The following is an 11,635-nucleotide window of genomic DNA, read 5'->3' as shown; positions in this document are numbered from 1 at the left end:
CCGCTCCAGCGCCCGGGCGTAGCCGATGCGCGCCTCCATATCGTCGGGCGCGTCCGTCATGGCGGCGCGGTAGAGCGCCAGCGCGCGCGGATGGTCCCCGGCCAGCGACAGGCAGCGGGCCTGGCGCACGCGGGCGTCGGGGAACACCTCCGAGTCCGGGGGCACGCTCGCGAAGTCCTGGGCGGCGACGGTGAAGCGGCGCGTCCGCTCCGCCACGAGGCCCGAGTAGTACGCCAGCCGGGGCTCTTCCGGCGCGTCCTTGCGCGCGGCGTCCAGCACGACCTCCGCGGCGGCGGGCTCTCCCGCGGCCAGGTAGCTGAAGGCCACCCGCACGGCCAATTCCGGCGACGTGGACAGCGACAGCAGCCGGTCGAAGTACGCCCGCGCCCGCGTCACCGACCCGCCCTTCAGCGCGGCGCGGCCCGCGGACAGCAGGACCTCGCGGCTGTCCGGGTCCGCCTCCAGCGCGTGGGCGAGCGCGTCCTCCGCGTCCCTCGCCCGGCCGGACTCCTCGTAGATGCGAGCCAGCGTGGCCCACACCTCCACGTCGCCCGGGTCGCGCTCGGCGGCCTTCTCGAGCAGACGTTCGGCGCGGGCCGCATCGCCGCGCTCGGCGAGGACGAGCCCCAGCCGCCGGTAGCCGGAGGGCTCTCCCGGCAGCGCGTGGGCCAGCGCCTCCACCACCTTCACCGCCTCGTTGGGGTCCTTCGCGTCGAGGTACAGCTGCGACAGGACGAGGTACGCCTCCGGGTCGCGGGGGCGCAGGGCCATGGCGCGGCGCAGGTGCTGGCGGGCTCGCGGCGCGCGGCCGGACTCCATCAGCACGCGGCCCAGGAGCACGTGGGCGGCGTAGTGCGTGGGGGCCTTCTCCACGGCCCGGCGCAGCTCGCGCTCGGCGCGCTCCAGGTCGCCCAGGCGCGCGTACTCCTCGCCCAGCTGGGTGAGGAGGTTCGGGTTGCCGTCGTCGGTGGCGAGCGCCAGCCGCAGCTCGTCCACCGCGCCCCGGTGGTTGCCCTCCAGGTGCATCAGCCGGGACTGGAGGTAGTGCGCGTAGCTGGCGGACGACGCGGACGGCTCGTCGTCGCGGTCGCTCGAGTCCATGGCCTCGCGCATCGCCTCGCGGTCGACGTGCGGAGGCGGGGCCTTCCTCGCGGGCGCGGCCCCCGAACCTCCGGCGGCCAGCGCGAGGCACAACACGGCGGCACGGCTGAGGAGCGGGAGCGGGCGCACGCGGGCTAGTGGACCTCGGGAGGCGGCGCCCCCAGCTTCTCCAGCAGCTTCTCCACCGGATCGCTGTCCTGGCTGACGTCCGCCATGGCGGCCCGGTACTCGATGGAGGTCACCTTCTCCACGTCCGGCATCAGGCGGTTGATGACCGTGCGCGCCGCGTCCGCGTTGCACTCGGGCAGCACCACCGCGAAGACGCCCAGTCCCAGGTGGGCGATGGAGTCCGGGTGGCGCACGCGCTTGCGCATCACGTCCCCCATGTTGGGCGGCATGGCGTCCAGGTCGCGGTCCGGACGGAGCACCGCCAGCGTGAGGGCGCGGTGGTAGCGCCGGCTGCGGGCCACCTCCTGCTCCAGGCGCAGGAGCAGACCGCGGCGGTCGAGCAGGCCCGTCGCCGGGTCGCTGCCGGTGCGGCGCTGGAGCGAGTTCGTCTTGTCCTGCTCCTTCTCACCCTGGCGCAGCTTGAGCGCGCGCTCGGTGCGGTTGAGCAGCTCCACCGCGTTGAAGGGCTTGGCCATGTAGTCCACCGCGCCCAGGTTGAGCGCGCGGACCTTGTCGGCCACGCCCTGGTGGGCGGACAGGAGGATGACGGGGATGTGCGCCGTGTCCGACGACGACTTGAGCGCCATGGCCGCGTCCAGGCCGTCCAGCTTGGGCAGGAACACGTCCATGACCACCAGGTCCGGCCGGGACGCACGCGCCTTCGCCAGGCCCTCCGCGCCGTCGCGCGCCACCTCCACGCGGTACTTCGAGCGCAGCACCTCCGACAGCACGGCGGCGATTTCCGGCTCGTCCTCCACCACCAGCACGCGCGGCTGCTCGGGCGCGGCGCCGGGCGCGGGCTGCGGCCGGGGGTTGCGCGCGGCCTCCTGCGCCAGGGGCAGCGTGAAGACGAAGGTGCAGCCGCCGTCGGCCGGGCTCTCCGCCCAGATTTCACCGCCGTGCAGCTCCACGAACTCCTTGCAGATGGCCAGCCCCAGCCCCGTGCCCTTGGGCCCGTGGCGGTAGCGGTCGAACACGAGGTGCAGCTCGTCCGGCGGGATGCCCACGCCGTTGTCGCTCACCATCACGCGCACCGCGTCGCCGTCCGGGCGGGACAGCCGCTGCGTGCGCACCACGACCGAGCCCGGGTCGCTGGCGTGCTGGATGGCGTTGCTGATGAGGTTCTGCAGCACCTCGTGCAGCTTCACCTCGTCGCCAATCAACATCAGGCTGTCGGGGCACTCGGAGCGCAGCGCCACGGCCTTCTCCGCCGCGAGGATTTCGAGTTCCGCCACGGCGTCGCGGCACAGCTGCGCCACGTCCAGCACGCGGGGCTCGATGGAGAGCCGCGCCGCCTCGCCCTTGCCCTTCTCCAGCAGGGACTCGACCAGGGTGAGGATCTTCCGGCCCTGGCGGATCATCGCGTCCGCGGACTGCTTCTGCTGCGCCTCCAGCGGCCCTTCCAGCAGGAGCCGGCCGTGCCCCAGGAGCACCTGGAGCGGGGCGCGCAGGTCGTGGCTGCACACCGCGATGATCTCATCCTTGAGGCGGTTGAGTTCCTTCAGGCGGCGGTTCGCGTCGTTGAGCTCGCGGTAGCGCTCCACGTACGCCAGCTCCAGGTCCTCGCGCTTCTTCTTCACCGCCGTGTGCAGGCGCGCGTTGCGGATGGAGTTGGCGAGCACGCCCGCCACGGCCTCCGCGAACTCCTGCTCGTCGCGCCCGATGGACGCCTCGCCCTTGGACACGCGCAGGAAGAGCGCGCCCAGCAGGTCGTCCTGGCAGATGAGCGGCTGCACCAGGATGGACTTCACGCCCTGCGGCAGGAGCGACGTGCGCACCTCCGCCATCAGCGGGTCGCGCTGCGCCTCTTCAATCAGGACGGGCTGCCGCGTCTCCAGCGCGCGGCGCAGCTCCGGATAGCGCGCCACCTCGATGTCCAGTTGGACGAGGCTGGGGTCCTCCTGCGTCGCGACGACCGTGGCCGTGCGCGCGTGGCTGCCCTCCACCAGCACCACGGAGCAGCGGTCCGTGCCCGTGACCTGGCCGACCTTCTCCACCGCGATGCGGAGGATCTCCTCCAGCTCCAGGGAGCTGGTGGCCGCCTGGGTGATTTCCAGCAGCATCCCCATGCGCATGCGGATGCGCTCCTCGCGCTCCTTCAGCCGCCAGGCGCGCAGGGCGGACTCCAGCCGGGGCACCAGCTCATCCGCGCCGCGCACGAAGTCGTCCACCGCCAGCCGCTTGAAGGCCTCCGCGGAACGGGCACGGCCCTGATCCACCAGCACCGGCAGGCGCTGGAGCTTGTCCGTCTTGCGCACCGTCTCCAGCAGCTCCGCCGCCCGCTTGGCCGTCACGGCCAGGAGCACCACCTCCGGCTGGAGCTGGTCCACCATCTCCGCCAGCCCGGTCTCCCGTTCGGTGGAGGCGCACTGGTAGCCACTCGCCGTGAGCCGCTCCACCAGCGCGTCACCCGCGGCCTTCGCCGCCAGGACGAGCACCCGCCCCCGCTGCTCCGACGACAGCATCTCGATCCTCACGGCGCGCCTCCGCCCCGCCTGGCCAGGGAACGATGTCGCGGAAACCCGTTGGGTGCGGAAGGGGTCATGGTCGATTCCGGATCATGCCGTCTAACCCGTCCGCGGGCCAGCGGATGGACGGGGCTCTCCTGAGCGAGAGGGGTGAGAAAGGGCGCGCGACGTATACCCCGGCCCGGTGTCCTTCCTCCGGAATCCCGCACGCGCGTGACGGTCCGATGACTGGAGGCCGCCTGCCCAGCCCCTGGAAGGGGTGGAACACCGCAGAAACAGTCAGGCTGTCACTTTCTTCCCATACCACTCTTCGATCCTGGCCGGGGGTATGGCGGGCAGGCAGGCGGCGGCGGGGGTTTCCGGCGGTTCTCGCGATCAGGATTGGGGGTAAAACAGGTGGGTCGTGGCCCCGCCCGCTTCCCAGGGGAGCGCGGTAGAGTGCGAAACCATGCACTCCGTCCCTTCGCGCCCGTTCGCGCAGCGGGCCTTCCTGGCCACGCTGACCTTCTGCGCTTCCGTGTTCGCCGCCTGTGGCGACCCGAAGCCGCCGCCCACCCCGGACCCGCCGGTGGTGACCCTCACCGTGCCACAGCCCAACACGGCGGCCCCGTCACTGACGGTGCGGGTCATCGTGGCCGGGTGCGATTCCGTGGCGCAGGTGGACATCTACGACCGGGACACGTTCCTCAAGACGGTCCCGTACACCAGCGGGTCCATGGACTTCGAGCTGGCGTCGAATGAGATCAAGTACACCCGCGGCCTCGCGGTGAACCTGTCGCTCAACGCGCGGGCGACGTGCTCGGACGGCCGGACCAACGTGTCCCAGCCCCAGGCGGCCACGTTCCTGCCGGTGACGAAGGTGATCAAGGACCCGGATCCCAACGGCCAGGTGGTGACGGACTTCTTCATCGCCGAGGGCAGCGGCACGAACGTCGCCTTCATCGGGTGCGGCAACCCCACCACCGGCTCCGGCACGCTCTTCCGGGTGGACTCGGCGGGCGTGGTGCGCAACTCGGTGGAGATGGGCATCCCGTGCACCGGGAACACGGTCATCACCAGCATCAACCCCACCAGCAAGAAGCGGTGGGTGTGGACGCCGGGCGCGGGCGCGGTGGCGGTGGACGCCGACTTCAAGATCACCGGCCGCACGTCGCCCACGTACTTCCTGGTCAGCCTGTCGGTGATGGCCAACGGCGACGCGCTCGTGCGCGACCGCTACACGGTGTCCCGCCTCAAGCACACCAACGCCGGCGGCACCTTCCAGTGGACGTACAAGGGCGCCGTGCTGGGCCCCATCAGCCCGCCGCAGGAGAAGGGGCAGCAGGTGCTGGTGCCCTACGTGGCGCAGCTGGAGTTCTCCCAGGTGCCGCAGGTCATCGTGGCCTACATCGACGCGAACGGCACGAGCCAGGAGATGCAGCCCGTGCAGGAGAAGAAGATCTTCGCGTACAACGGCGAGCTGGATGAGCCGCCCGTCACCGCGTTCAGCGCGGACGGGTCCACCCTCTACGTCGCGTTCCTCTTCGGCAACAACCAGTCGCGCGTGCAGGCGTGCTCCACGGACCTGGAGGGTTGCGAGGGCTCCGCGCTCAAGTGGGTGAGCGTCACGCTGCCGGTGCCGCTGAACTTCCTGATGCCCTTCTCCGCGGGCTCGCGGCTGGCGGCCATCGGCACGCAGCGCGTGTGGTTCCTGGATGCGTCGAACGGCCTCGTCACCAACAAGGGCGGCACGTCCGTGGACGCGTCCGGCCAGCTGCGCATCATGCAGGTGCAGCTGGGCCAGCCGACGAGCCCGGAGTTCTACCTGCTCAACGGCCCGAACGTGACGGGCGCCATGCCCCAGGAGATCGTCGCGGTGGACTCCGCCGAAAAGGGCGAGCTGTTCCGCTACGAGGTCTCCAGCAGCCTGTCCTGCTCCGTGGATGACAGCGGGCGGCTGTGGATGCGCGTGGGCAACAACCTGGTCCAGGCCCTGCCGCTGAGCGACTACCGCGCCGTCAAGCCGTAGCTGTGGCCCTCAGGGCCTGTCGGCGACGAGGAGCGCCTCCACGTTGCCGGCGGGCCCGGGCACGGGTGAGTCCATCACCCCGCGCACGCTGAGGCCGTGCTCGCGCACGAACGCCGTCACGGTGTCGATGGCGTCCTGCCGCGCCGCGGGGTCGCGCACCACGCCGCCCTTGCCCACCCGGTCCGGCCCCACCTCGAACTGGGGCTTCACCAGGGCGATGAGCAGGCCGCCCGGGACGAGGAACGGCAGCACCGACGGCAGCACCTGGGTGAGCGAGATGAAGCTCACGTCGATGACGACCACGCCCACCTTCTCCGGCAGGTCCTCGTCCGTGAGGTAGCGCGCGTTGACCCGCTCGCGCGATCGGACGCGAGGGTCCACGCGCAGCTTCTCGTGGAGCTGGCCATAGCCCACGTCGATGGCGTGCACGCGCACGGCCCCGTGCTGGAGCAGGCAGTCGGTGAAGCCGCCGGTGCTGGCGCCGATGTCCGCGCCCACGCGGCCCGTCACGTCCAGGCCGAAGCGGTCCATGGCCGCCTTCAGCTTGAGGCCGCCGCGCGACACGTACGGGAGCACCTCGCCCTTGAGGCGCAGTTCGGCCTCCACGGGGACCAGGGAGCCGGGCTTGTCCACGCGCTGGTCCGCGACCACGACCTGGCCCGCGAGGATGAGCGCCTGGGCCTTGGTGCGCGACTCGGCGAGCCCGCGCTCCACGACCAGCACGTCCAGCCGTTCCTTCTTCGGCTTCACCGGCGCTCCTCTCCGAGCAGCGCATGGCCCGCGTGCCGCAGGCCCGCCGCGTCCAGTCCCAGCTGTGTGCGCTGCACCCGCGCGTCTCCGTGAGGCAGGAACACGTCCGGCATGCCCAGGAGCTTCACCCGGGGCGCGATGCCGGCCGCCGCGTACAGCTCCAGCACCGCGCTGCCCAGGCCGCCCCGGACGGTGCCCTCCTCCGCCACCACCACGTGCCCGCCCGCCGCGGCCTCCAGGAGCGCGGCCTCGTCCAGGGGCCACGCCCGGCGCGCGTCCAGCACACTCCAGTCCGGCTCGTTGCGAGCAGCCTCCAGCGCGGACAGGCCCAAGGGCCCGAGCGTCACCAGCGTCAGCCGGGCGCCGGGAACGCGCTTGAGCCAGCGGGCGCCTGAGACCGCGAGCGCGTCTGGAGCCGGCTGCCCAGGGGCGGACGTTGAAGCCCCACCCGGCACGGCGGCGGACAGTGGACGGCCGCTCGTCACGGAGCGCGCGTCTGGCGCCGGCTGTCCATGCGCGGCCGTGACAGCCGGCGCGGAGGGCCCGGTCACCTCGGGCTCCGCGTGCGCCAGTTCCGGCGGAAGGTCCGGCAGCGTCCCTCGCGGGAAGCGCAGCACGGAGGGCCCGGAAGCCTGGAGCGCGGTGGCGAGCATGGGCGCCAGGTCCTCTCCCACCATCGGGGCCCACTGCGTGAGGCCCGGCAGCGGCCGGAGGAAGGACACGTCGTAGGCGCCCTGGTGCGTGGCGCCATCCGCGCCCACGAGCCCCGCCCGGTCCACCGCGAACACGACGGGCAGGCCCGGCAGGCACACGTCGTGGACCACCTGGTCGTACGCGCGCTGGAGGAAGGTGGAGTAGATGACGCAGACCGGCTTCGCCCCCGCCGCGGCCAGCCCCGCGCAGAAGGTCACGGCGTGCTGCTCCGCGATGCCCACGTCGTGCACTCGGTCCGGGAAACGCGCCTTCAGGCCGGTGAGCGCGCTGCCCTCCAGCATCGCGGGCGTCACGGCCACCACGCGCGGGTCCCGCTCCAGCGCCTCACCCAGCACCTGGGCGAAGGCCTCGCTGAACGTGGGCCGGCCCCCGCGCGAGCGCACCAGCTTCCCGTCGCGCCACTCATACGGTCCCATCGCGTGGCCGCGCGTCTGCTCGTCGGCCTCCGCCGGGGGAAAGCCGCGCCCCTTCTTCGTCAGTGCGTGCACCACCACCGGGCGCGATGACGCCTTCGCCTCTCGCAGCGCCCGGGTGAGCGCCCCCAGGTCGTGCCCATCCACCGGGCCCAGGTAGGTGAAGCCCAGCGATTCGAAGAAGGCGCGGGCGTTGCGCGTGCGCAGGAGCGCGGGGATGGCGCCCACGTTCGCGCTGATGGACATCTGGTTGTCGTTGAGCACCACCACGAGCGGCAGCGGACTGCCCCCCGCGTTGTTGAGCCCTTCGAAGCTCAGGCCCCCGGTGAGCGCGCCGTCGCCCACCACGGCGACCACGTGGCCCGGATGGCCCAGCTGCCGCCGGCCGGCGAGCAGGCCCAGCGCCGCGGAGATGGCCGTGCACGCATGCCCCGCCGCCAGCGCGTCGTGGTGGCTCTCGCGCGGATCCAGGAACGGCGCGATGCCGCCCGCCTGCCGCAGCGTGTGCATGCGGTCGCGCCGGCCGGTGAGCAGCTTGTGCGCGTACGCCTGGTGCCCCACGTCGAAGAGGAGCGCGTCCTGCGGCGTGTGGAAGACGCGGTGGAGGGCCACCACCAGCTCCACCGCGCCCAGCGACGCGCCCAGGTGACCGCCCACGCGGCCGCAGGTGGTGATGATGGCCTCGCGCAGCGCCTCGCACAGGCCGGGCAGCGCGGCCTCGGGGAGCGCGCGCACATCCGAGGGAGACGCCACGCCGGACAGCACGTCCGCCATCAGGACTTCCGCTCCACCGAGTAGCGCGCCAGCGCCGCCAGCGGTCCGTCCGCGCCCTCCAGTGGGCGCACCGCCGCCTCCGCCCGGGCCACCAGCTCCGCGGCCATGCGGCGCGACTCATCCAGCCCCACCACCGCCGGGAACGTGAAGCGCCCGGCCTCCGCGTCCGCGCCCACCGGCTTGCCCATCGCCTCCGCGCTCGACGTCACGTCCAGCACGTCGTCGGCGATCTGGAAGGCCAGGCCCACCGCTTCCCCGTACGACACCGCGCTCGCGAGCGCCGCCCCGTCGCCTCCGGCCGCCAGGACCCCCATCCGGCATGCCGCCAGGATGAGCGCGCCCGTCTTCAGCCGGTGCAGCCGCAGGAGGTAGTCCAGCGTCGCGGCCCGATCCTCCGCGATGTCCAGCGCCTGCCCACCCACCATGCCCGCCGCGCCCGCCGCGCGCGCCAGCTCCGCGCACAGCAAGCCGCGCACCGGCTCCGGTCCGGAGGCGAGCAGCGAGAAGGCCTCCGTGAGCAGCCCGTCCCCGGCCAGCAGCGCCAGCGGCTCGCCGTAGACCTTGTGGTTCGTGGGCACGCCCCGGCGCAGGTCGTCGTTGTCCATGGAGGGAAGGTCGTCATGGACCAGCGAGTACGTGTGCACGTACTCCAGCGCGCACGCGGCATCCCGCACGACGGCGGTGTCGGTGCTCGACTTCGTCACCGCGTCCGCGAAGGCCAGGCACAGCACCGGGCGCAGGCGCTTGCCGCCCGCGAGCAGCGAGTAGCGCATGGACTCCGCCAGCCGGGGCGGCGTGCCCGCGGGGCCCCAGCGATCCGCGCTCTCGCGCAGGAGCGTCTCCACCCGCTCCTGCTGCGTGCGCATGAAGGGGTCCAGGTTGAAAGCGGCCATCGGCGTCAGGGCTCCTTCGCCACGTCGGCGGGGATGAGTTGGCGGATGCGCTTGACGAGCGCGTCCAGCTCCAGCGGCTTCACGAAGTAGTCGGCCGCGCCGACCTCCATGCCGCGCCGCTTGTCCTCCGGGTCTCCCCGCCCGCTGATGAAGATGATGGGGATGTCCCGGAACTGCTTGTTCTGCTTCACGGCCTGGCACAGCTCGAAGCCGTTGATCCAGGACATGTTCACGTCCAGGAGGATGGCGTGCGGCCGGTGCAGCTCCAGCGACGCGACGAGTCGCAGGCCGTTGGCCGCGGACATCACCTCGAACCCCTCGGCCCCCAGGGCCTCGGCGAGCAGCTCGCGTGTGTCGCGGTCGTCATCGACAATCGTAATCTTCGGCTTCGACATGCCCGGCCTCCGCCCTTCCCCTGATGCCTAGAACGGGACATCGTCCTCCGGTGGCGGACGCGCCTGCGCGGCCGTCCGGGGTGCAGCCTGGGGAGCGGGCCGGGCCGCCACCGCCAGCGGCGCGACGACCTCCTGGCCATCCTCGTCCACCAGCAGCTGCTCGATGCGCTGCTCGGCTTCCGTGAGCAGCTTCTCGCCCCGGCGGACGAGGCGGATGCCCTCCTCGAACGCCTTGAGTGACTCTTCCAGCGACAGGTCGCCGCTTTCCAGCCGCGCCACCGTCTCTTCCAGGCGCGACACCACGTCCCCGTACTGCTCCGGGGCGGGCTCCACCTTGGGGTTCTTGTCCGACTTCGCCACGGCCATCCACCTCCCCGAGCGGGGCGCGGAATGTAGAGGGTGGCCCGCTAGCAGTCCACCGGGCCTTTCAGGCTGGTAACGGTCGCTTCGATTTCTTCACACCCGCCCAGCGTTTTCGCCCCGTGGGCCGCCAGCTTGATGCCCAGCACGTCCCCCACCGCCACGTCCGCCATGGAACGCACCACCACGCCGTCCCGCTGGCGGAACGTCACCGCGTAGCCGCGCGACATCACCTTCAAGGGGCTCAGGGCGTCCAGCCGGCCCCCCAGCCGTCCGAAGTGCGTCTGCGCGGACGACAGCATGCCCCGCTGCAGCTCCAGGAGCCGCGCTCTCGCCTGCGCCACCTTCGCCCGCTCGGTGGCCACCCGCGCCGTGGGCGAGGCCCGCTCCAGTCCCAGCCGCGCGTCCGCCAGCGCGCCCCGCCGCCGGGACACGCCCGCGCGCGCCGCCTCCGACAGGCGCATGGCCAGCTTGAGCAGATGCGCCCGCTGCTCCGACAGCCGCGTCTGGGGCCGCGCCCGCTGCAGCCGCTCCTGGAGGCCGCGCAGCGTCTCCCGGTCCTGACGCACGCGGGGGCGCAGCACGCGCATCATCGCCTCCACCTGTTCGGACAGGTGCAGGCGCTGGTGGTTCACCTCGCGGCGGGGGTCCGGAAGCCGCGCGCGAAGCTGGCCCTGGCGCTCGCGCAGCTCCAGCACCCGCCGCTCCATGGCCCGGCGCAGCCGGCCGGACTGCGTGGCCAGCGTCAGCTCCAGGTCCGCCAGCACCGGCGCCAGCCGCTCCGCCGCCGCGCTGGGCGTGGGCGCGCGCAGGTCCGCGACGAAGTCGGAGATGGTGAAGTCGATCTCATGGCCGATGGCGGACACCACCGGCACCGGCGAGGCGAAGATGGCGCGCGCCACCCGCTCCTCGTTGAACGTCCAGAGGTCCTCCACGGAGCCTCCGCCGCGCGTCACGACGATGACGTCCACGTCGGTGCGCCCCAGCCGCTCGATGGCCCGCGCCACGTCCTCCGCGGAGCCCTCGCCCTGCACGCGCGCGTCCGCCAGGAGCACGCCCAGCCGGGGGTTGCGCGAGTGCAGCACGCGCAGGAAGTCCTGGAGCGCCGCGCCGGTGCGGCTGGTGACGACGCCGATGCGCCGGGGCAGGAACGGCACGGGCCGGGGTGGCCGCACGCGCCGGTCGCCGATGAGCCCCTCCGCCGCCAGCCGCTGCTTGAGCTGCTCGAACGCGAGCGCCAGCGCGCCCTCGCCCACCGGCTCCAGCCGGGACACGATGAGGCTGTAGCGGCCCTGCGGCTCGTACAGGTCCACGCTGCCCTCGGCCAGCACCTCCATGCCGTCGCGCAGCGCGAAGCGGATGCGGCTGGCCATGGACGCCCACACCTTCGCGTCGATGGAGGCGTCCGCGTCCTTGAGCGTGAAGTACCAGTGGCCGCGCGCGTTGGCGCCCCGGAAGCTGGACACCTCGCCGCGCACCAGCACGCGCGGGAAGCGCGACTCCACCGTCTGCTTGATCTGCCGGGTGAGCTCGCCCACCGACAGCACCGCTGGCTCTTATACACATCTCCGAGCCCACGAGGCATGCGGAG

At 72.6% G+C, this 11,635-nt stretch carries 8 protein-coding genes and 1 pseudogene; 1 reads left to right on the top strand and 8 read right to left on the bottom strand.

Annotated elements, in window-relative coordinates; genetic code table 11:
- On the bottom strand, nucleotides 1-1,230 hold a 1,230-nt coding region (locus D7W79_RS30355; protein WP_244222058.1), incomplete at its 3' end, for a tetratricopeptide repeat protein.
- A gap of 5 nt (nucleotides 1,231-1,235) precedes the next feature.
- Nucleotides 1,236-3,731: an ATP-binding protein gene (locus D7W79_RS30350; protein WP_120528865.1), complete on the bottom strand. Its 2,496-nt coding sequence runs from the start codon at nucleotides 3,729-3,731 to the stop codon at nucleotides 1,236-1,238.
- 454 nt (nucleotides 3,732-4,185) lie between these two features.
- On the opposite strand from D7W79_RS30350, the gene D7W79_RS30345 reads away from it, so the two are divergent.
- Nucleotides 4,186-5,745, top strand: coding sequence for a hypothetical protein (locus tag D7W79_RS30345; protein ID WP_120528864.1), 1,560 nt, complete (start codon nucleotides 4,186-4,188; stop codon nucleotides 5,743-5,745).
- 9 nt (nucleotides 5,746-5,754) lie between these two features.
- Here D7W79_RS30345 and D7W79_RS30340 read toward each other — a convergent pair whose 3' ends face one another.
- The 6 genes and pseudogenes from D7W79_RS30340 to xseA form a co-directional block, all read right to left on the bottom strand.
- On the bottom strand, nucleotides 5,755-6,495 hold the full coding sequence (locus D7W79_RS30340) for a TlyA family RNA methyltransferase (protein ID WP_120528863.1): 741 nt from the start codon (nucleotides 6,493-6,495) through the stop codon (nucleotides 5,755-5,757).
- Entirely contained in the window at nucleotides 6,492-8,396 is a 1,905-nt protein-coding gene (locus tag D7W79_RS30335) for a 1-deoxy-D-xylulose-5-phosphate synthase (RefSeq protein WP_120528862.1), read from the bottom strand. Before D7W79_RS30335 ends, D7W79_RS30340 begins: the two co-directional genes overlap by 4 nt.
- Nucleotides 8,396-9,289, bottom strand: coding sequence for a polyprenyl synthetase family protein (locus tag D7W79_RS30330; RefSeq protein WP_120528861.1), 894 nt, complete (start codon nucleotides 9,287-9,289; stop codon nucleotides 8,396-8,398). Before D7W79_RS30330 ends, D7W79_RS30335 begins: the two co-directional genes overlap by 1 nt.
- A gap of 5 nt (nucleotides 9,290-9,294) precedes the next feature.
- A complete protein-coding gene (locus D7W79_RS30325) occupies nucleotides 9,295-9,684 on the bottom strand; it encodes a response regulator (RefSeq protein WP_120528860.1) in 390 nt (129 codons plus the stop codon).
- Between the two features lie 27 nt (nucleotides 9,685-9,711).
- Nucleotides 9,712-10,050, bottom strand: a complete 339-nt coding sequence (gene xseB, locus D7W79_RS30320) for an exodeoxyribonuclease VII small subunit (RefSeq protein ID WP_120528859.1) — start codon at nucleotides 10,048-10,050, stop codon at nucleotides 9,712-9,714.
- A gap of 41 nt (nucleotides 10,051-10,091) precedes the next feature.
- Nucleotides 10,092-11,600 (bottom strand): annotated as a pseudogene (gene xseA, locus D7W79_RS30315) (exodeoxyribonuclease VII large subunit); the annotation flags it as partial.
- Nucleotides 11,601-11,635 lie beyond the last annotated feature (35 nt).

It is taken from the genome of Corallococcus exercitus (assembly GCF_003611585.1).
Taxonomy (GTDB): domain Bacteria; phylum Myxococcota; class Myxococcia; order Myxococcales; family Myxococcaceae; genus Corallococcus; species Corallococcus exercitus.
This window is presented reverse-complemented; position numbering and strand designations above follow the sequence as displayed.

Excerpts from the sequence above, each read along its gene's own strand:
- D7W79_RS30335 (WP_120528862.1), bottom strand. The coding sequence starts at position 8,396 with ATGGCGGACGTGCTGTCCGGCGTGGCGTCTCCCTCGGATGTGCGCGCG.
- D7W79_RS30330 (WP_120528861.1), bottom strand. The coding sequence starts at position 9,289 with ATGGCCGCTTTCAACCTGGACCCCTTCATGCGCACGCAGCAGGAGCGG.
- D7W79_RS30325 (WP_120528860.1), bottom strand. The coding sequence starts at position 9,684 with ATGTCGAAGCCGAAGATTACGATTGTCGATGACGACCGCGACACACGC.
- xseB (WP_120528859.1), bottom strand. The coding sequence starts at position 10,050 with ATGGCCGTGGCGAAGTCGGACAAGAACCCCAAGGTGGAGCCCGCCCCG.
- D7W79_RS30345 (WP_120528864.1), top strand. The coding sequence starts at position 4,186 with ATGCACTCCGTCCCTTCGCGCCCGTTCGCGCAGCGGGCCTTCCTGGCC.